This window comes from Pseudomonas sp. IPO3778, assembly GCF_013386825.1.
Taxonomy (GTDB): Bacteria; Pseudomonadota; Gammaproteobacteria; order Pseudomonadales; family Pseudomonadaceae; genus Aquipseudomonas.
Genome location: NZ_JACARC010000029.1, coordinates 142,272 through 161,053 on the forward strand (window position 1 = coordinate 142,272; position 18,782 = coordinate 161,053).

The following is an 18,782-nucleotide window of genomic DNA, read 5'->3' on the forward strand; positions in this document are numbered from 1 at the left end:
CATACCCCCAAAAACGCATTATCTTGTAGGTCGTCGCCAAAAAAACCCTACATGTAGGGTTTTCAGCGAAAAAACCAAACACAAATCAGACAAGAAACTCAAGTCCTTTCTTGCTCCTGTTTGGTTGAACTTACGCCTTTTTCAGAAGACCAAACCGCGCACGCGGATGGCAGCCGTTTTCCGCCCAGATCAGGCAAAAACGGTACGGGTGTTGCAGTACAAAACTGTCACCCACCAGGAATACGGTAAAGAGCTTCACGGCTTGTAACCGAAGACTTCGGCATGGAAGCGGCGCGATCAGCTCCCTTCCTCCTGTCCCGAAGTTGTTATGCCAGGCCCAGGCCTGTTGTAAGTGCTTCAGGACGGAACGGTGGGCACCGTGATGGTGCCCAAATAAATATAGAATGTGGAGACAACCCCCCATGCAAACCGACACAACTCGCGAGAACCCGCAAGGCTCCGTGCCGCAGGCCGCTGATTCGAATATGGATCTGTCCGCCACCGCGCCGGGCCAACTGCGTGTGATCAAGCGTAACGGCACTGTCGTTCCTTACACCGATGACAAAATCACCGTCGCCATCACCAAAGCGTTTCTTGCAGTTGAAGGCGGCACCGCTGCTGCCTCGTCGCGCATCCACGACACCGTTGCCCGCCTGACCGAACAGGTCAGCGCAACGTTCAAGCGTCGCATGCCATCGGGCGGCACCATCCACATCGAAGAAATCCAGGACCAGGTCGAACTGGCCCTGATGCGTGCCGGCGAGCAGAAAGTGGCTCGCGACTACGTGATCTACCGTGACGCCCGTTCCAAGGAACGCGCCGTTCGCGCACCGTCCGAAGAAACCGTACAAGCCCACCCGTCGATCCGCATCACCCGCGCCGACGGCACTTTCGCGCCGCTGGACATGGGCCGCCTGAACACCATCGTCACCGAAGCCTGCGAAGGCCTGGAAGAAGTCGACGGCGACCTGATCCAGCGCGAAACCCTGAAGAACCTGTACGACGGCGTGGCCCTGACCGACGTCAACACCGCCCTGGTGATGACCGCCCGCACCCTGGTTGAGCGTGAGCCGAACTACTCGTTCGTGACCGCCCGCCTGCTGATGGACACCCTGCGTGCCGAAGGCCTGAACTTCCTGGGCGTCGCCGAGAGCGCGACCCACCACGAAATGGTCGACCTGTACGCCAAGGCGCTGCCGGCCTACATCGCCAAGGGTATCGAATTCGAATTGCTGAACCCGATCCTGGCCACCTTCGACCTGGAAAAACTCGGCAAGGCGATCAACCACGAGCGTGACCAGCAGTTCACCTACCTGGGCCTGCAAACCCTGTACGACCGTTACTTCATCCACAAGGACGGTATCCGCTTCGAACTGCCGCAAATCTTCTTCATGCGCGTGGCCATGGGCCTGGCGATCGAAGAGAAGCAGAAAGAAGACCGTGCCATCGAGTTCTACAACCTGTTGTCGTCCTTCGACTACATGTCGTCCACACCGACCCTGTTCAACGCCGGTACCCTGCGTCCACAGCTGTCGAGCTGCTACCTGACCACCGTGCCGGATGACCTGTCGGGCATCTACCACGCGATCCACGACAACGCCATGTTGTCCAAATTCGCAGGCGGCCTGGGTAACGACTGGACGCCGGTGCGTGCACTGGGTTCGTACATCAAGGGCACCAACGGCAAGTCCCAGGGCGTTGTACCGTTCCTCAAAGTGGTGAACGACACCGCGGTGGCCGTGAACCAGGGTGGCAAGCGCAAAGGCGCGGTGTGTGCCTACCTGGAAACCTGGCACATGGACATCGAAGAGTTCATCGAGCTGCGCAAGAACACCGGTGATGACCGTCGTCGTACCCACGACATGAACACCGCCAACTGGATCCCTGACCTGTTCATGAAGCGTGTCTTCGATGACGGCAAATGGACCCTGTTCTCGCCATCCGAAGTACCGGACCTGCACGACCTGACCGGCAAGGCCTTCGAAGAGCGCTACGAGTACTACGAAGCCCTCACCGAGTACCCAGGCAAGGTCAAGCTGTTCAAGACCATCCAGGCCAAAGACCTGTGGCGCAAAATGCTCTCCATGCTGTTTGAAACCGGCCACCCTTGGCTGACCTTCAAAGACCCGTGCAACCTGCGCAGCCCGCAGCAGCACGTGGGCGTGGTCCACAGCTCGAACCTGTGCACCGAGATCACCTTGAACACCAACAAGGACGAGATCGCCGTTTGCAACCTGGGCTCGATCAACCTGCCGAACCACATCACCAACGGCAAGCTGGACACCGCCAAGCTGGAACGCACCGTGAACACCGCCGTTCGCATGCTCGATAACGTTATCGACATCAACTACTACTCGGTACCCCAGGCGCAGAACTCCAACTTCAAGCACCGTCCGGTAGGCCTTGGCATCATGGGCTTCCAGGATGCGCTGTACCTGCAGCACATTCCTTACGGTTCCGACGCTGCGGTCGAGTTCGCCGACAAGTCCATGGAAGCGGTCAGCTACTACGCGATCCAGGCGTCCTGCGACCTGGCCGACGAGCGCGGTGCCTACGAGACGTTCCAGGGTTCGCTGTGGTCCAAGGGCATCCTGCCGCTGGACTCGCAACAGATCCTGATCGAGCAACGTGGCCAGAAGTACATCGACGTTGACCTGAACGAATCCCTGGACTGGGCGCCGGTACGTGCCCGTGTGCAGAAAGGCATTCGTAACTCCAACATCATGGCCATCGCACCGACCGCCACCATCGCCAACATCACTGGCGTGTCGCAGTCGATCGAACCGACCTACCAGAACCTGTATGTGAAATCGAACCTGTCGGGCGAATTCACCGTGATCAACCCGTACCTGGTTCGCGACCTGAAAGCCCGCGGCCTGTGGGACTCGGTCATGATCAACGACCTGAAGTACTACGACGGTTCGGTGCAGCAGATCGAGCGCATTCCGCAAGAACTCAAAGAGCTCTACGCGACGGCTTTCGAAGTGGACACCAAGTGGATCGTCGACGCGGCCAGCCGTCGCCAGAAGTGGATCGACCAGGCTCAGTCGCTGAACCTGTACATCGCCGGCGCATCGGGCAAGAAGCTGGACGTGACCTACCGCATGGCATGGTACCGTGGCCTGAAAACCACTTACTACCTCCGTGCCCTGGCCGCCACCAGCACCGAGAAGTCGACCATCAACACCGGCAAGCTGAACGCGGTTTCCAGCGGCGGCAACCACGGTGATGATTCGGTGCTCGCCGCACCTGCCGGCCCGGCACCCGTGCCAAAGGCTTGTGCGATTGACGAGCCGGATTGCGAAGCTTGCCAATAAGCTGAGCAGGTCCCGGGTTTAACCACCCAGGCGTGAATAACCCCCGATAGGCCTACGGCGTATCGGGGGTTTTCTTTTGCCCGCTTGGCGCTCGCGGGGTACATGAAACAGGCAGCGGCCATCATCGCCGGATCATCGCCCTTGAACCGCGCGTGACAGCCCCCTGATTGTCAGTCACTCCAGCCGGTGAGCAAAAAAAAGCCCCTCATTCGAGGGGCTTTTGGGTGAAGCGGGTTAAAGCGACAGCATCAGGTCATCTGAATGATGGTCTGCATGATGGTGCTTTGGGTGGAGATGGTCTTGGCGTTCGCCTGATAGTTGCTCTGGGCCTTGATCAGGTCCACCAGCTCGTTGGTCAGGTTGACGTTGGAGTTCTCCAGGGAGTTGGCCACGATCGAACCCAGGGTACCGGATTGCGGGGTATCAAAACCTGGCTGGCCTGAGGCGAAGGTTTCTTTCCAGGTGGTGCCGCCGTTTGGCTGCAGGCCCTGTTCGTTGTTGAAGCTGGCCAGGGAGATCTGGCCGATGGCCTTGCTCTGCTGGTTGCTGAATGTGGCGAACAGTACGCCCGTGCCGTCGATTTTCAACCCGGTGATTTGACCGGTGGCGTAGCCATCGGTAGTCGGCGGGTTGCGGTAGGTGGCGGAGTTGTACTGGGTGATGCTGGCCATGTTGACGGCAATGCCATCCGGGTTGGCAGCCGCACCGTTAGGCGTCCAGACGCCATTGACCAGGCCGCCCGGCTTCCAGTCGGCAATCGTCAGGGTGGTATTGGACGCGGTGGCTGGCGGAGTCACGATCCCGGTGAGCTTGCCGGAGGTGTCAAACGACAGCGTCGAGGCGACCGGTGCCTTCACATCCGTACCGGTACCGCTGATCGGCGAGCCGTCAGGGTTGCGCCCATCAATCAGGGTGTAGGACTTCCAGGTGTTGGAGTCCGTCTTCACCAGGTACTGCACCATCGGGTGCGCATTGCCCTGGGTGTCGTAGAGCGTGGTGGAGTACTGGGTGGTGAAGCTGTCAGTCTTGGTCGGATCAAACGGGTGGGCCGTCTGATCGATCGGCAGCTCGGACGAGTTCAGGTTACTGGTGGAGTCCACCTTGCTCGACGCCTTCGGCGGCAGGTTCGACAGGTTCAGTTGCAGGTCGGTCAAGCCACCCTTCTGGATGTTGCCGTCGGCGTCCGCCGCGTAGCCTTGAAGACGCGCGGTGCCGGTGTTGTCGGTGATGTAGCCGTCCTTGTCCGAACGGAAGGAACCGCTACGGGTGTACTCCAGCGAACCGTCGCTGCCTTTCTGTACGAAGAAGCCGCCGCCCTGGATCGCCATGTCCAGGATGCCACCGCTGTTGTTGACGTCACCCTGGGTGAACTGCTGGGACACGGCCGCCAGGTTCACGCCGTTACCGACGCTGTTCTGGCCGGTGCCCAGCTTGGAGGCCGCGTAGATATCCGCGAATTCCGCACGGGACGACTTGAAGCCGGTGGTCGCGACGTTGGCGATGTTGTTGCCGGTCACGTCCAGTTGTTTGTTGGCCGCATAGAGACCGCTAAGGCCGATGTTAAAAGACATTGTTCTCTCCTTTTGCCGTATTTAGCCGGCTCTATGTACCGATAGTCTGAATTTGCGACAGCTTGATACTGCCCATGCCGCCCGCCAGGTTAAGCATCATTTCGCCGCCGTTCGTACCCAGGGTTACGCTGGTCACGGTTGCCGGCAGCGAGGTGGCCAGGGCCACCGAGTCGCCCGCGTCATTCTTGGTGGTGGCGTTGAAGGTGTAGGTGCCGGCAGGCGCCACCTCACCCGCATCGTTCTTGCCGTCCCACACAAAGCTGGAATTGCCGGCACTCTGGGCACCCATGTCGATGGTGCGAACCACGTTGCCGTCCTTGTCGGTGATCTTGACGGAGACGTTGCCCGTCGCCGCCGTCACCGCCACGGAACCGGTCATGCTCTTGCTGGTGTCCACCACGGCCGTGTCGGTCTGGGTGATCACCGAGCGACCCACCAGTGACGATGCCTGCAGCGCCTGCGAGGAGCTGTAGCTGCTGGAGATCGCATTGACCGAATCGTTCAGGTTATTGATGCCTTCCAGGCTGCTGAACTGCGCCAGTTGGGCCACGAACGCGCCGTTGTCCTGGGGCGACAGCGGGTCCTGGTTTTTCAGCTGGGTGACCAGCAGTTGCAGGAACGCATCCTTGCCCATCGCCTGGTTGCCGCTGGCGGCACTGGCAACGCTGGAAACGTTGTCTGTAGCCGTCTGAACCTTGGAATTGAAAAGATTCTGGACCGCCGTGTTCGTCGAACTGTTATCAACAATAGCCATTATTTGGCGCCCCTTATCACTGACCCAGGGTCAGGACTTTCTGCATCATGGTTTTGGCGGTGTTCATCATTTCCGCATTGGTCTGGAACGAGCGGCTGGCGGAAATCATGTCAGCCATTTCCTCGACCACGTTGACGTTGGGGTAGTACACGTACCCTTTGGCGTCAGCGGCGGGATGGTTCGGCTCGTAACGGGCGTCGAGGTTGCTTTGGTCTTCGACCACACCGAGCACCTGCACGCCTTGGCCGGCGGCATCCTGGTTCTGGAACAGCGAGTCGCCGCTGCCGCTCTGGCCGCCTTGGCCATCCTGGAACATGGTGGCGAACACCGGGTGCCGGGCGCGGTAGGTCTTGTCAATGCTCGAAGACACGGTCTCGGCGTTGGCGATGTTACTGGCGACGGTGTTGAGACGCGTGGTCTGGGCGCTCATGCCACTACCGGCAATATTGAAAACACTGGCGAGGGACATGGCTTACTCTCCACGCAGGGCTGACATCAGCCCTTTGAATTTGCTGTTAAGCAGGGTAAAGCTGGCCTGGAAGTTCACCGAGTTCTCGGCGTAGGCCGATTGCTCCAACTGGGCGTCCACGGTGTTCTGGTCGATCGACGGTTGCATCGGCGTGCGATACATCAGCGTGTCGTCGCCATTGCCCAGGCCTTGCGCTTCGATATGACGGCTGTTGGTCATGTTCAAGGCGAAGGTGCCGTTCTTGGTCTTGTCTTGCTGGGCGGCGAGCACGGCAGAGAAGTCCAGGTCCCGAGCCTTGTAGTTCGGGGTGTCGGCGTTGGCAATGTTGTTGGCCAGGACTTCGGCACGCTGGGCGCGGAAGCCCAGGGCTTGTTCGTGGATACCGAGCGCTTTATCGAAGCTGATGCTCATGGCGGAAACCTTTAGGGGCTGACCTGCTTTTCGTAACTAGGATTTAGCAAGGGCCATGCCAAGTTGCTCGGCCGCCGTAAATCAAGGGTTTGCGAGGACATTGCCGCCGGCAATGCCAGAAAAGCGGCAAAGGGTTTCCGCGAAACGCCAGTAAAGCGGCAATGAAGGTTTGCCGCTTTGCGGCGCAGGGAGAAAACGGCGGGACACAAAAAAATGTGGGAGCGGGCTTGCTCGCGGATGCGGTGGGTCAGTCGATGCCTCTTTGACTGATCGTGCGCATTCGCGAGCAAGCCCGCTCCCACATTTTGATCTTCACTCGGGTCTCAGGCCGGTGTTACTTGGCCTGGTAGATGATCCCGGGGCTGCACTGCACCATCTGGTAATGATCCGGCAAACCGTTCAACGCCTCGGAAGCACCCAGGAACAGATAACCGCCGCGCTTGAGGGTGCCGTGGATGCGTAGCAGGATGTCTTTCTTCACCTCGGCCGAGAAGTAGATCAACACATTGCGGCAAAACACCATGTCGAACTTGCCCAGGCTGGCATAACTGTCCAGCAGGTTGAACGAGCGAAACTCCACCCGGCTCTTGATCGGCGCCTTCACCGCCCAACGCCCTGCGCCCTTGGGGTCGAAGAAACGCTGCAAGCGCTCCTGGGACAACCCGCGCCCCAACGCCAGGCTGTCGTACTCGCCGGTCTTGCAGTTGGTGAGCATGGTGCCGGAAAGGTCCGTGGCCACAATCTGCGCCCCGGCTTTCAACTGGCCCATGTTGGTCCGCTCGAACTCATCGATGGACATCGAAATCGAATACGGCTCCTGCCCCGACGAACAAGCCGCCGACCAGATGCGCAGGCGCTGGCCCGGAGCGGCCTTGATCGCCTCGGGGAGCACCTTGCTCTTGAGCACTTCAAACGGATAGGTATCGCGAAACCACAAGGTTTCGTTGGTGGTCATGGCATCGACCACCATCTCCTTGAGCCCGCTGCGCGGCTGGCCCTGGATCCGCTGCACCAATTCCCCGAGGGACTTGATGCCTTGCTGCTCCATCAGTTTGTTGAGACGGCTGGATACCAGGTACTGCTTGTTTTCACCGAGCAATATGCCACAGGCTTTTTCCAGGAAGACCCGGAACTGTTCGAAATCCAAATTACCCGTAGACAATGATACCGCCTCTTAAATCGTGTGACCGCCAGGGAAAAAGCCCCTAGCCGTGATCTGCTGCCTTGATCCGGTCGACTACCCGGGATGCCAGGTCATCAGGGCGGAATTTGGCCAGGAAGTCATCGGCACCGACCTTCTTGACCATCGCCTGATTGAATACACCCGACAACGAAGTATGCAGGATGATATGTAGCTTTTGCATGCGTGGGTCGTTGCGTATCTCGGCCGTGAGGGTGTAGCCGTCCATTTCCGGCATCTCGATGTCGGAGATCATCATCAGGAATTCTTCTTCCGGCTTCTTGCCCTCCTCCACCAGCTTGCGCAGGTAATCCAGGGCCTGGCGACCGTCATTGAGCGCGACCACCTCAACGCCAACCGTCTGCAGGCAACGGGACACCTGTTTGCGCGCCACCGAGGAGTCATCCACCGTCAGCACCCGCAGCGAGATCGCCTTGTGGGCCGTCTCGGCGTCTACCACACCCACCGAAATGGCCTCCGAGGTCGGGGCTACTTCGGCGAGGATTTTCTCCACGTCGATGATTTCCACCAACTGGTTGTCGACCCGCGTCACCGCCGTGAGGTAGTGATCACGGCCGGTGCCCTTGGGCGGCGGATGGATCTCTTCCCAGTTCATGTTGACGATACGTTCCACCGAACGCACAAGGAAACCCTGGGTCTTGGTGTTGTACTCGGTAATGATCACAAACGGATTCTCGCGGTCCTGCAAACCGGCCGAACCGGTGGCCATTGCCAGGTCAAGAATCGGGATGGTCGCACCACGGATGTTGGCCACACCGCACACCACCGGGCTGGACTTGGGCATTATTGTCAGCTTGGGGCACTGCAACACTTCCCGCACTTTAAAGACGTTGATCCCGTAAAGCTGCTTGCCGTCCAGACGAAACAGCAGCAACTCCAGGCGATTCTGCCCCACCAGCTGTGTGCGCTGGTTCACTGAATCCATTACACCCGCCATGCCCAGACTCCTACGCTAAAACCTAGGGGTACGACGTGTACCCAACACTAAACGGCACGAGCTTTGCTTTTTTATTCGCCATGAACATCAAAACGACAGTTTCCCGACGCCTCCGACCCCCACGGTTTCGCAGATTCCTCTGCGCCTCGATGGCATTGTTTGCGTTCGCCACGGGCCAAATGGCGCGTGCCGACAATGTCACCTTGCCTGATCTGCTTATCGGCGTCACTCAAGGCTTTCTTGAATTCACTGTAGAAGATTATCTGGCCACCACGCAGACACCCGGACGCTATGAAATCCAGGTCAACCAGTTGGATCCGCGCCTGCGCATGCCGATGTGCGACAAGGAATTGACAGCCACCCTGGAAAGCCCCGCCCAACCCATCGGGCGTGTGACGGTGAAGGTACGTTGCGACGGCGCCTCGCCCTGGACGGTGTTTGTGCCAGCCCAGGTCAAACTGTTTCGCGACGTCGTGGTGGTGACCCGGCCGCTGAAACGCACCGGCATCATTGGTTATGATGACGTGGCGATGCGGGAGCGGGACATCAGCATGATCAGCCAGAGCTATCTCACGTCCATAGACCAGGCGATCGGGCAGAAACTTACCCGACCAATGGTCGCCGATCAGGTGATTACCCTGGTCCACCTCGAACAGGCCGAAGTGGTGCGCAAGGGAGACCAAGTGGTCATTTCCGCCAGCAGCGGCGGCCTCAATGTAAAAATGCCGGGGGAAGCCCTGTCCAATGGCGGCATGAGTGAACAGATTCGCGTCAAGAACCTCAACTCCAACCGCGTGATCAAGGCCCGGGTGACTGCACCGGGGCAAGTTGAGGTGGCTTTATAGATCACTGGCATCGGACGCCAGCTTTTCCTACACTGTGCGCAAAGCAGCATCGCGTATAGGTTTATTGTCAATCGAGCCTAAAGTTTGTCCGGGTATGGCCGAAAACATGGCAAGCGTCCAAATACCCAGAGGTTTTTTTAACATGGTCATCGATTTCAGTCGTTTGAATAACGCCCTGCCAACGCCCGGTTCTTCGCGCACCCATGGTGCCAAAGACAGCGTTGAAGCCAAGTCCCAGCCTCTGCCTGCCAAGACAGAACTGGCCGGTGCCAGCCAAAGCGGGGAATCGGTACACCTGAGCAATGAGGCTCAACAGTTGCAGAAGGTCACTGACTCGCTGAGCGATCAACCGGTTGTCAATAAAGCCCGCGTGGCCGAATTGAAGCAGGCGATTGCGGATGGCAGCTATAAGGTCGACAGCAACCGTGTAGCCAGCAAGCTGCTTAACTTCGAAGCCGAGCGCTAGGCAAAGGCCTGCGCCAGGCTTTTGGACGCTTAAACCCCAAGGCCAGCCATGCACGACGAAAACTTGCTACAACTGATCATTGAAGATTTGGCTCCCGCACAACGCTTGCTGGAGTTACTTCGGGAAGAATCCCTGGCCTTGTTCGGCCGCGACATGCGCATGCTGGAAGAAATTCTGGCGCACAAGCAATCGCTGATTGTCCTGCTGGAGCAGCACGGCAAGAAACGCAGCCAGATTCTCGTCAGCCTGGGCTTGCCTGCCGACCACAAGGGTCTGGAGCAACTCGCCAGCCACTCGACAGTGGGCGACCAGTTGCTGGCCCAGAGCAAAGAACTCAACCAGTTGCTGACCCTGTGCCAGGAAGCCAACGCCCTCAACGGCCAGGCGATCCAGCTTCAACAAGCCACGACCGCCAATCAGTTGCGTATCCTCCACGGCGGCGAGCCTCCGGCCCTCTACAACGCTCAAGGCTCTACCTCACGCCTGGCCAAGCCAAGCACCCGCAGCCAAGCCTGAAACCAGTTTGCGCGCGCCCTATCCAAGGCGCGCCACATGCTGGCAAAATGAAAGCACTTGCGTGTAGTCGTATTTTGTCTGGAGATGGAAGAACCGTGTTCAACGCCCTTAACGCGGAAGATGCTCCGCAGCCACCCAAGGTACTCACCACGCCGCTGGAAATCGCTGGCACCTTGCGGATGCTGCACGAGAGCCATGACCCGCTGATCATCACCTTCCACGAACGCAACCAGCGCTTTCAGAGCTACCTGGTCGAAATCGACCGGGACAGCAAGACACTGGCGCTGGACGAAATGATCCCGCGGGACGGCGAACGCTACCTTGAGAATGGCGAAGCATTCCGCATTGAAGGCTTCCACGATGGCGTGCGAGTCGCCTGGGAAAGCAACGGCACCCTGACCGTCGATGAAGCCGGCGGCCACCGCATTTATCGCGGCAGCATGCCCGACGAAGTGATTTACCATCAGCGCCGCAATGCCTTCCGCGCCGCCCTGAAGCTGGCCCAATTGGTCGGCGTGGAGCTGGGTGGCGATAAGCTCAAGGCGCCCATCGGCGGCAAGCTACTGGATATTTCCGCCACCGGCTGCAAATTGCGTTTCGAAGGGGACATCTCCGAGCGCCTGCAACTGGGCCAGGTCTACGACCGTTTTATCGCCGCCCTGCCCTTCGGCAGCATGACCACTTCGGTGGAACTGCGTTACCTGCACTTCGAAGAAAGGATCAACACCACCTTCGCCGGCGTACGTTTTCACAACATGAGCGGCCTGGTGCAGCGCCAGGTCGAGCGGTTTGTGTACCAACTGCAGCGTGAAGCCCGTCGGTTTGACAAGGACGACGATCTTTAAGCACTAAAGGTCGCGATAAAAAAACGGGCAACTCCCTTGGGGAGCTGCCCGTTTTTTGCTTTCAGGGGCGCGCCCTGCTCAAGTCGTGGGGATGATCATCCGGGTCCGGATGCTCAGGGGGCTCGGTGACAGCTGCGGGCTCATCCACCGTCGACTCAGGCTCGGCCTCGGGCTCAGGCTCCGGAACCGGGGTCTGCATCTGGTCCTGCACCACCTGTTCATCCACCCGTGGGTCGAGGCACGCCACCAGCGGCGAACTGGACATGCTGTCCGGCATTGCCACGTGGTGCAGCGGTGCGTCGTCCACCTGATGCAGGTTGGTGACCGCCTTGGGCCGGATGCGCCAGACCAGAATCAACGCACACAGGCTGAAAAACGCATACAGCATGTGGCTGCCGAACAGCTTCATCGCCACACCGGCCAGCAGCGGGCCCACACTGGCGCCAACGCCGTAGGTCACCAGCAACATCGCCGTCAGCGATACCCGGCGATCACCTTCGACGTGGTCGTTGGAGAACGCCACGGCCAGCGGGTACAGGCAGAACTGCACCAGGGAGCAGAGAAAGCCTGCGACGAACAGCACTTCCAGCGGCACCTGGGTCATGATCGCCAACGGCAACGCGGCCACTGCCAGGCACAAGGCGAAGCAGCGAATCAACAGCGCGCGGTCATAACGGTCAGACAACCAACCCAGCGGCCACTGCACCAGCAGCCCGGCAAAAATGCAGCAACCCATGAACATACCGACCTGCTCGGTAGTCAGCCCTTGCTGGGACGCGTAGAGCGGCGCCAGACCATAGAACGAACCCACGATCACCCCGGCCCCCAACACCGTACTGAGGGACTGCGGCACCCGCTTGATAAAGAAGCGCGGCTCCATCGGCGCCGGGTGCAGAGGCGCCGGGTGAATGCGTCGGGTCATGGCCACCGGCACGAGGCACAGCGCAAAACACAGCGCGACCAGCATCAGCAACTCAAGCCCCAGCTGCGGGTGCATCACAAGAATCAGTTGACCCAGCACCAGGCCGAGGTACGACGCAATCATGTAGCCGCTGAACACCACGCCCCGCTGCTTGGCCTCTGCCTGTTCGTTGAGCCAGCTCTCGATAACCATGTATTGGCACATCATGCCAAGGCCGACGATCATCCGCAGCACGATCCAGGCCGGCAACCAGTTGATCAGGCCGTGCCCGAGCACCGCCGCGCCGACGATCCCGGCGCAGGTGGCATAGGCCCGGATATGCCCGACCCGGGCAATCAGGCGGTGACCGATCTTGCCCCCCAAGACCAGGCCGAAATAGTTGGCGGCCATCAACGCACCGACCCACAGGCTGTCGACGTGGTCCGCCGCCAGGCGCAAGGCCAGGTAAGTGCTGAGCAGGCCGGAGCCGATCAGCATCATCAAGGAAGCAAAATAAAGGGCTCGAAAAGATTTCCAGATCTGGCGCATCGGCGTTCCGAGCGGCTCCTTGCAGTGGGGTTCAGGGCTATCGGAATGATAGTCCCGCGTCGTCGGGTCCGGACAGCCAAAACACGCGGTTGCCGGGGAATATTTTGCTCACGCCAATTGGCTACGTGTCAGACGCTCGACAGTGACCTGCGAGGTACACGATACAGACGAATACTTGCACCGCCCTGCCCTTGCCTCCCGTGTGAACCTCAAATGCCGGTATCGTTCGGTCCGTGTTGGAAAAGACTGACGCTCAGGCCCCCGGCCACAAAAAAGCCCCGTCAGATACATCTGATCGGGGCTTTCTGACGCTTCGGCCGCGCGGGCAAGAACGGTTATATGGTGTCCCAGGGCCGGTTCGAACGGCCAACCTTCCCCTTAGGAGGGGGATGCTCTATCCAATTGAGCTACTGGGACTAATGACAGCCGACCGGCGATAGGCACGGCGACAGACGGCGTGCATGTTAACGGCGCAGGTGAATTTTGTCATGTCGTCCTTGGGCTTTTTGAGTGTAGGCCTACGCCCGCAGCAGCAAGCCATATTCCGCCCAACGAATACGGGCAGTTCGCAGCCATCGTGCAAAATGCACTCCCCCAAAATGCCATCATTGCAAATTGCAACATCACGACAATTTGGACTGTATTTAACTATTTGATTTTAAAGGATTTATTACCAAATAAAGACTGGCACGGCGCCTGCAATCCTTTATCCTATAAATACAGTCCGGCCCAGCCATCTGCGGAGAACATGCCCATGAACAGCGCACTTCTACTAGCCCTCAATACCGTTGCACTGGCTGCGCTGGTGATGTTCCATTTTCAATCCGCATCTTCCGACGACGCAGCGCAGGTCAGCCAGGCGATCCCTCATCACCTGCAGCAACGTCCGCAGTTGGCGGTCATGAAGCCGAACATGCAATCACCGCTGCAACTGACCCAGGGCACCCAAGCCGCCCCTGCGACTGAACACTGGGTTTTCTGAACCGCTTACCGGAGTATTCCATGACCAAGTCTGCCTGGCTGTTTCTGACCCTGGCCCTGGCCGCCGTGGCACTGGGCCTGAACGTGCTGTCGCAAGACGTACAAACAGCCGCCTTCGTGGCCGCTGCGGTGTTTGGCAGCCTGTGGGTAGTGACAATCGTCATTGGTCGCCGCATCAAGTTCGATCCCGTACTGCGCTGAATCCCCGCTCGTCGCCCCCTGCGCTAAAGCTGCCGCTCAACCGTTCACTCGTCCGAACGGTAGACCATATGTCGCTCCGCCCTCGTAAATTGGCAATTTGCCACTAATCTTAAAGTTAAGGGCAAAAGGCCATATTGCTATAGCATGTGCGCCCAAAAGCCTTTTGCGCCAAGAGCCTGCGGCCTCAACCTACATTTGGGTGCGTCCGCGGAAAAGTTTTCCAACCAGTCCGCAAATTTTGAAATGAGTACTGGCATAAAGCCGGTAGCCGGTTCAATATTTGTCACAGAATTGACGCCAAGGAACTGGCAAATCTGAGGCATGATGCGGCCTCTTTGCAATTCAGGTTGAACATTTGGCAGCAAGCCTTGTCCTAACATGCATCTTGCGGCCAATTCCAAAAACCGCTCCCCTGAACTAACCGGTTAAATATATGCGCCCATTGAAACAGGCAATTTATTCCAGCCGTACGGCTGACAAGTTCGTCGTACGTCTGCCAGACGGAATGCGGGAACGCATTGCCGAGGTGGCTCGCAATCATCACCGCAGCATGAACTCTGAAATCATCGCACGCCTGGAACAAAGCCTGATTCAGGAAGGTGCGCTGGGCGAAGAGCTGAGCATGCGCCTGGACAGCCCCGAGCTGTCACTGCACGAACGCGAACTGCTGCAGCGTTTTCGTCAGCTCTCCCACCGCCAGCAAAATGCTCTCGTCTCGCTTATCGCCCATGACGTTGAGGCAGCCGCAGAAGCCAACTGATTGGCAACCGAAAGCTGAAAGCCAGCCATGAGCTGGCTTTTTTTTGCCTGGGATTTGGCAACGATTGGATCAAGGGGCAAAAGCCCCTGACCTATAGAAGGGATCAAAGCAGGAAGATGGTCGCCAGGCCAAGGAAGATGAAGAAGCCACCACTGTCGGTCATTGCCGTGATCATCACACTGGCGCCCATGGCCGGGTCTCTCCCAAGGCGCGCCAGGGTCATCGGAATCAGAACGCCCATCAGCGCCGCCAGCAGCAGGTTAAGCGTCATGGCCGCGGTCATGACCACCCCGAGGGACCAACTGCCATACAGCAGGTACGCCACGATACCAATGACACCCCCCCACACCAGGCCGTTGATCAGCGCGACGGCAAGCTCCTTGCGCATCAAACGCTTGCCATGCCCCGTACCCACCTGATCCAGGGCCATGGCGCGTACGATCATGGTGATCGTCTGGTTACCCGAGTTACCGCCAATCCCGGCCACGATCGGCATCAACGCCGCCAGTGCCACGAGCTTCTCGATGGAGCCTTCAAACAGGCCAATCACCCGTGAAGCAATAAACGCGGTAATCAAATTGACCGCCAGCCAGGCCCAGCGGTTACGCAGGGACTTCCAGACGGAAGCAAAAATATCTTCTTCTTCCCGCAGACCGGCCATGTTGAGGACTTCGCTTTCGCTTTCCTCACGAATCAGGTCGACCATTTCATCGATGGTCAGACGACCGATCAGCTTGCCGTTCTTGTCGACCACCGGGGCCGAGATCAAGTCGTAGCGTTCGAACGCCTGGGCGGCGTCATAGGCGTCTTCGTCCGGGTGGAAACTCACCGGGTCACTGGCCATGACGTCGGCGACTTTCTTGTCCGGGTCGTTGACCAGCAGCCGCTTGATTGGCAGCACGCCCTTGAGAATGCCTTCGTAATCGACCACGAACAGTTTGTCGGTGTGGCCTGGCAGCTCTTTGAGGCGGCGCAGGTAACGCAGAACCACTTCCAGGCTGACGTCTTCGCGGATGGTGACCATCTCGAAGTCCATCAATGCGCCGACTTGCTCCTCGTCATAGGACAACGCCGAGCGTACGCGCTCACGCTGTTGGCCATCGAGGGTTTCCATCAGCTCATGGACGACGTCACGCGGCAGCTCGGAAGCCAGGTCAGCGAGTTCGTCGGCATCCATGTCCTTGGCGGCAGCCAGGAGCTCGTGATCGTCCATGTCGGCGATCAGGGTTTCACGGACCGAGTCGGATACTTCGAGGAGGATATCGCCGTCGCGGTCAGCCTTGACCAACTGCCAAAGCGTCAGCCGGTCATTAAGCGGCAAGGCTTCGAGGATGTAGGCGACGTCGGCGGAGTGCAGATCATCGAGCTTGCGTTGCAGCTCAACGAGATTCTGCCGGTGGACCAGGTTCTCGACCCGGTCATTGTTCGCGCCTTCCTGGCGATGCGTCAGGTCTTCGACCACACGCTGGCGCTGCAGCAGCTCGACGACTTGAGCCAGGCGATCCTGCAGGCTTTCTTGTGTTTTCTTTACTTCAACTTCGGTCATAGGCGAACTCCACTCCCAGCAGCGGGGCACGCCGGAAGGATCAATCAGTCAATTCATGATTGGTAGAACGGGGTACTGAGTCACTACTGGGTAAGTCCATGGAGGTGTTCCATAAGCCCCGGCGGGGCTGACGGGCGCAATGATACACCGGGCGGCCGCTTTTAACGTCAAAAAACTGGAAAGAACAAGCGCTTGCGACACAAAGCTGAGCATTGGCCGCACATAGGAACTGCGACGACGCAGACCGAAAGGAAAACACATGGGCGAGAGAAAAAGCCGCTGCGGCCAATAAAAACCCCAGACGGCAAAAAGCCCGCACTAGGCGGGCTTTTTGTTGTTTGGTGCACTCGACAGGATTCGAACCTGTGACCGCTCGGTTCGTAGCCGAGTACTCTATCCAGCTGAGCTACGAGTGCAGATTGTGTTTTTAGACCAGATCACAACTGGTTGAAGCCAAGCTACCTGCATTGCTGCAACTAACTCTTAAATGGTGCACTCGACAGGATTCGAACCTGTGACCGCTCGGTTCGTAGCCGAGTACTCTATCCAGCTGAGCTACGAGTGCATTTGTTGCCGCGCATTATAGGCCGTTCAATCTCTATGTAAAGCTATTTTTTCGTTTAGTTTCAACAACTTAGCGAAAAAACCAGATTGCAACGTACTAAGCAAATAATGGCGGAGAACGGGGGATTCGAACCCCCGACACCCTTTTGAGGTGTACTCCCTTAGCAGGGGAGCGCCTTCGGCCACTCGGCCAGCTCTCCGCAACACGGGGCGTATATTAACCAGCTTCATCCCCGTTTGCAAACATAAAAAACGATAAAAATTAATGGCTTGGTTCTTCGTCCTTCTCTTTCTTGATCCGCAGGTAGATTTCCTCGCGGTGGACAGCCACCTCTTTCGGAGCGTTAACCCCGATACGCACTTGATTGCCTTTGACGCCGAGCACGGTCACGGTGATTTCGCCATCACCAATAATCAGGCTTTCTGCGCATCGACGAGTCAGAATCAGCATACCTTTCTCCTCACGCATTTCATTTCGGGAACAACAGTCTGCAAAAAAAGGCATTCGACCTACAACCCAACGGTCATAGCCCTACCCGCCTAAGTATTGTCGAGCACAGGCAAAAGAACAGGCCTTCACCACGCACCCGGCAAAAAAATGAAAGGCGCGGATCACCGCGCCTTCCTGGCAACGCTTCACTCGCCCTGTCGGGCCGGAGCGTCCAGCTCAAAAGCGGTATGCAGTGCGCGTACAGCCAGTTCCAGGTACTTCTCTTCGATCACCACCGAGACCTTGATTTCCGAGGTGGAAATCATCTGGATGTTGATGCTTTCCTTGGCCAGGGCCTCGAACATGCGGCTGGCAACGCCCGCATGGGAACGCATGCCCACACCCACGATCGACACCTTGGCAATCTTGGTATCGCCAACCACTTCACGGGCGCCAATCTCGCTCGCGGTGTTCAACAACACCTTCTGCGCCGCATCGTACTCGTTGCGGTGCACGGTGAAGGTGAAATCGGTGGTGTTATCGTGCGCAACGTTCTGCACGATCATGTCGACTTCAATGTTTTCGCCACTGATTGGCCCGAGAATCTTGAAGGCCACGCCCGGGGTGTCTGGCACGCCACGGATGGTCAGCTTGGCTTCATCGCGGTTAAAAGCGATGCCGGAAATGATCGGCTGTTCCATGGATTCCTCTTCATCAATAGTAATGAGGGTGCCCGGACCCTCCTTGAAGCTGTGCAGTACGCGCAGCGGAACGTTGTACTTGCCGGCGAACTCAACGGCACGGATCTGCAACACCTTGGAACCGAGGCTGGCCATTTCCAGCATCTCTTCGAAGGTGATCTTGTCCAGACGCTGGGCCACGGACACCACCCGCGGGTCGGTGGTGTAGACGCCGTCCACATCGGTGTAGATCTGGCATTCATCAGCCTTCAGGGCTGCTGCCAGGGCCACGCCGGTGGTGTCGGAACCGCCACGACCGAGGGTGGTGATGTTGCCGTGCTCATCGACGCCCTGGAAACCGGCTACAACCACGACACGACCGGCTTTCAAGTCAGCGCGAATCTTCTGGTCATCAATCTGCAGGATGCGCGCTTTTGTGTGCGCGCTGTCCGTAAGAATGCGGACCTGGTTGCCAGTGTAGGACACCGCTGGCACGCCACGTTTATTCAGCGCCATGGCCAGCAGCGCAATGGTCACCTGCTCACCCGTGGAAATGATCACATCCAGCTCACGGGGAACCGGTTGTTGATCGCCACTGATTGCCTTGGCCAGCTCGATCAGGCGATTGGTCTCGCCGCTCATGGCCGACAGCACCACCACCAGGTCATCGCCGGCATCGCGGAATTTCTTAACCTTGTCGGCGACCTGCTCGATTCTTTCGACGGAGCCGACCGAGGTGCCTCCAAATTTCTGTACGATCAAAGCCATTTCTAAGCCGCCTCAGCCCGTAAAGGGGCGCCCAATAATCAATCAAACCGCCACTGCCTGAACCCGCGAC

The 18,782-nt window shown here is 58.4% G+C and carries 19 protein-coding genes and 4 tRNA genes; 8 read left to right on the forward strand and 15 right to left on the reverse strand.

Translation table 11 applies throughout. The features are described 5' to 3' along the window. Positions 1 to 130 precede the first annotated feature (130 nt). Positions 131 to 259, reverse strand: a complete 129-nt coding sequence (locus tag HX855_RS33290; RefSeq protein WP_256352959.1) for a hypothetical protein — start codon at positions 257 to 259, stop codon at positions 131 to 133. 163 nt (positions 260 to 422) lie between these two features. Here HX855_RS33290 and HX855_RS14055 point away from each other — a divergent pair, with 163 nt between their 5' ends. After that, positions 423 to 3,317 carry a ribonucleoside-diphosphate reductase subunit alpha gene (locus HX855_RS14055; protein ID WP_177083732.1) on the forward strand — a complete coding sequence of 965 codons (2,895 nt, stop codon included), beginning with the start codon at positions 423 to 425 and terminating at the stop codon, positions 3,315 to 3,317. Between the two features lie 248 nt (positions 3,318 to 3,565). Here HX855_RS14055 and flgE read toward each other — a convergent pair whose 3' ends face one another. The 6 genes from flgE to HX855_RS14085 form a co-directional block, all read right to left on the reverse strand. Continuing rightward, a complete protein-coding gene (gene flgE / locus HX855_RS14060) occupies positions 3,566 to 4,888 on the reverse strand; it encodes a flagellar hook protein FlgE (RefSeq protein ID WP_177083730.1) in 1,323 nt (440 codons plus the stop codon). Positions 4,889 to 4,919: 31 nt separating this feature from the next. After that, positions 4,920 to 5,642 carry a flagellar hook assembly protein FlgD gene (flgD, locus tag HX855_RS14065; RefSeq protein ID WP_177083728.1) on the reverse strand — a complete coding sequence of 241 codons (723 nt, stop codon included), beginning with the start codon at positions 5,640 to 5,642 and terminating at the stop codon, positions 4,920 to 4,922. A gap of 16 nt (positions 5,643 to 5,658) precedes the next feature. Beyond that, the gene (gene flgC / locus HX855_RS14070; RefSeq protein WP_177083726.1) at positions 5,659 to 6,111 is read right to left on the reverse strand and encodes a flagellar basal body rod protein FlgC; all 453 of its coding nucleotides are present in this window, start codon (positions 6,109 to 6,111) and stop codon (positions 5,659 to 5,661) included. A gap of 3 nt (positions 6,112 to 6,114) precedes the next feature. Beyond that, complete coding sequence (flgB, locus tag HX855_RS14075) at positions 6,115 to 6,522, reverse strand: flagellar basal body rod protein FlgB (protein ID WP_177083724.1); 408 nt, start codon at positions 6,520 to 6,522, stop codon at positions 6,115 to 6,117. Between the two features lie 334 nt (positions 6,523 to 6,856). After that, positions 6,857 to 7,684 (reverse strand): protein-glutamate O-methyltransferase CheR, encoded by an 828-nt coding sequence (gene cheR / locus HX855_RS14080; protein ID WP_078738684.1) that lies wholly within the window; start codon positions 7,682 to 7,684, stop codon positions 6,857 to 6,859. Positions 7,685 to 7,727: 43 nt separating this feature from the next. Continuing rightward, positions 7,728 to 8,660 carry a chemotaxis protein CheV gene (locus HX855_RS14085; protein WP_177083722.1) on the reverse strand — a complete coding sequence of 311 codons (933 nt, stop codon included), beginning with the start codon at positions 8,658 to 8,660 and terminating at the stop codon, positions 7,728 to 7,730. An 80-nt stretch (positions 8,661 to 8,740) separates the two neighbouring features. Here HX855_RS14085 and flgA point away from each other — a divergent pair, with 80 nt between their 5' ends. The 4 genes from flgA to HX855_RS14105 all read left to right on the forward strand — a co-directional run bounded on the left by flgA (position 8,741) and on the right by HX855_RS14105 (position 11,332). Further along, entirely contained in the window at positions 8,741 to 9,505 is a 765-nt protein-coding gene (gene flgA / locus HX855_RS14090; RefSeq protein WP_177083953.1) for a flagellar basal body P-ring formation chaperone FlgA, read from the forward strand. Between the two features lie 142 nt (positions 9,506 to 9,647). Next, positions 9,648 to 9,971: a flagellar biosynthesis anti-sigma factor FlgM gene (gene flgM, locus HX855_RS14095; protein ID WP_177083720.1), complete on the forward strand. Its 324-nt coding sequence runs from the start codon at positions 9,648 to 9,650 to the stop codon at positions 9,969 to 9,971. 48 nt (positions 9,972 to 10,019) lie between these two features. After that, complete coding sequence (locus HX855_RS14100; protein ID WP_177083718.1) at positions 10,020 to 10,487, forward strand: flagella synthesis protein FlgN; 468 nt, start codon at positions 10,020 to 10,022, stop codon at positions 10,485 to 10,487. A 95-nt stretch (positions 10,488 to 10,582) separates the two neighbouring features. After that, positions 10,583 to 11,332, forward strand: coding sequence for a flagellar brake protein (locus tag HX855_RS14105; protein WP_177083716.1), 750 nt, complete (start codon positions 10,583 to 10,585; stop codon positions 11,330 to 11,332). Positions 11,333 to 11,393: 61 nt separating this feature from the next. Here the strand turns inward: HX855_RS14105 and HX855_RS14110 are convergent, their stop codons facing one another. Both HX855_RS14110 and HX855_RS14115 read right to left on the reverse strand, forming a co-directional pair. Next, complete coding sequence (locus HX855_RS14110; RefSeq protein WP_177083714.1) at positions 11,394 to 12,782, reverse strand: MFS transporter; 1,389 nt, start codon at positions 12,780 to 12,782, stop codon at positions 11,394 to 11,396. A 340-nt stretch (positions 12,783 to 13,122) separates the two neighbouring features. Continuing rightward, positions 13,123 to 13,199: transfer RNA gene (locus HX855_RS14115), tRNA-Arg, on the reverse strand. Positions 13,200 to 13,536: 337 nt separating this feature from the next. On the opposite strand from HX855_RS14115, the gene HX855_RS14120 reads away from it, so the two are divergent. The 3 genes from HX855_RS14120 to HX855_RS14130 all read left to right on the forward strand — a co-directional run bounded on the left by HX855_RS14120 (position 13,537) and on the right by HX855_RS14130 (position 14,724). After that, complete coding sequence (locus HX855_RS14120) at positions 13,537 to 13,764, forward strand: hypothetical protein (protein WP_177083951.1); 228 nt, start codon at positions 13,537 to 13,539, stop codon at positions 13,762 to 13,764. A 20-nt stretch (positions 13,765 to 13,784) separates the two neighbouring features. Next, positions 13,785 to 13,964 (forward strand): PA3371 family protein, encoded by a 180-nt coding sequence (locus HX855_RS14125; RefSeq protein WP_177083712.1) that lies wholly within the window; start codon positions 13,785 to 13,787, stop codon positions 13,962 to 13,964. A 433-nt stretch (positions 13,965 to 14,397) separates the two neighbouring features. Next, the gene (locus tag HX855_RS14130) at positions 14,398 to 14,724 is read left to right on the forward strand and encodes an Arc family DNA-binding protein (protein ID WP_003193592.1); all 327 of its coding nucleotides are present in this window, start codon (positions 14,398 to 14,400) and stop codon (positions 14,722 to 14,724) included. A 103-nt stretch (positions 14,725 to 14,827) separates the two neighbouring features. Here HX855_RS14130 and mgtE read toward each other — a convergent pair whose 3' ends face one another. The 6 genes from mgtE to HX855_RS14160 form a co-directional block, all read right to left on the reverse strand. After that, a complete protein-coding gene (mgtE, locus tag HX855_RS14135; RefSeq protein WP_177083710.1) occupies positions 14,828 to 16,270 on the reverse strand; it encodes a magnesium transporter in 1,443 nt (480 codons plus the stop codon). Positions 16,271 to 16,609: 339 nt separating this feature from the next. After that, positions 16,610 to 16,686 (reverse strand) — tRNA-Arg (locus HX855_RS14140). A 72-nt stretch (positions 16,687 to 16,758) separates the two neighbouring features. Then, positions 16,759 to 16,835: transfer RNA gene (locus tag HX855_RS14145), tRNA-Arg, on the reverse strand. Positions 16,836 to 16,943: 108 nt separating this feature from the next. Beyond that, positions 16,944 to 17,034, reverse strand: a tRNA-Ser gene (locus HX855_RS14150). 62 nt (positions 17,035 to 17,096) lie between these two features. Further along, on the reverse strand, positions 17,097 to 17,285 hold the full coding sequence (gene csrA / locus HX855_RS14155) for a carbon storage regulator CsrA (RefSeq protein WP_002554426.1): 189 nt from the start codon (positions 17,283 to 17,285) through the stop codon (positions 17,097 to 17,099). Between the two features lie 185 nt (positions 17,286 to 17,470). Then, a complete protein-coding gene (locus HX855_RS14160) occupies positions 17,471 to 18,712 on the reverse strand; it encodes an aspartate kinase (protein ID WP_177083708.1) in 1,242 nt (413 codons plus the stop codon). Positions 18,713 to 18,782: the final 70 nt, after the last annotated feature.

Bases quoted from the DNA above. Each gene is read 5' to 3' on its own strand.
- HX855_RS14055 (WP_177083732.1), top strand. From the start codon at position 423: ATGCAAACCGACACAACTCGCGAGAACCCGCAAGGCTCCGTGCCGCAG.
- flgE (WP_177083730.1), bottom strand. From the start codon at position 4,888: ATGTCTTTTAACATCGGCCTTAGCGGTCTCTATGCGGCCAACAAACAA.
- flgD (WP_177083728.1), bottom strand. From the start codon at position 5,642: ATGGCTATTGTTGATAACAGTTCGACGAACACGGCGGTCCAGAATCTT.
- flgC (WP_177083726.1), bottom strand. From the start codon at position 6,111: ATGTCCCTCGCCAGTGTTTTCAATATTGCCGGTAGTGGCATGAGCGCC.
- flgB (WP_177083724.1), bottom strand. From the start codon at position 6,522: ATGAGCATCAGCTTCGATAAAGCGCTCGGTATCCACGAACAAGCCCTG.
- HX855_RS14085 (WP_177083722.1), bottom strand. From the start codon at position 8,660: ATGGCGGGTGTAATGGATTCAGTGAACCAGCGCACACAGCTGGTGGGG.
- flgA (WP_177083953.1), top strand. From the start codon at position 8,741: ATGAACATCAAAACGACAGTTTCCCGACGCCTCCGACCCCCACGGTTT.
- flgM (WP_177083720.1), top strand. From the start codon at position 9,648: ATGGTCATCGATTTCAGTCGTTTGAATAACGCCCTGCCAACGCCCGGT.
- HX855_RS14100 (WP_177083718.1), top strand. From the start codon at position 10,020: ATGCACGACGAAAACTTGCTACAACTGATCATTGAAGATTTGGCTCCC.
- HX855_RS14110 (WP_177083714.1), bottom strand. From the start codon at position 12,782: ATGCGCCAGATCTGGAAATCTTTTCGAGCCCTTTATTTTGCTTCCTTG.
- HX855_RS14120 (WP_177083951.1), top strand. From the start codon at position 13,537: ATGAACAGCGCACTTCTACTAGCCCTCAATACCGTTGCACTGGCTGCG.
- HX855_RS14125 (WP_177083712.1), top strand. From the start codon at position 13,785: ATGACCAAGTCTGCCTGGCTGTTTCTGACCCTGGCCCTGGCCGCCGTG.
- HX855_RS14130 (WP_003193592.1), top strand. From the start codon at position 14,398: ATGCGCCCATTGAAACAGGCAATTTATTCCAGCCGTACGGCTGACAAG.
- mgtE (WP_177083710.1), bottom strand. From the start codon at position 16,270: ATGACCGAAGTTGAAGTAAAGAAAACACAAGAAAGCCTGCAGGATCGC.
- csrA (WP_002554426.1), bottom strand. From the start codon at position 17,285: ATGCTGATTCTGACTCGTCGATGCGCAGAAAGCCTGATTATTGGTGAT.
- HX855_RS14160 (WP_177083708.1), bottom strand. From the start codon at position 18,712: ATGGCTTTGATCGTACAGAAATTTGGAGGCACCTCGGTCGGCTCCGTC.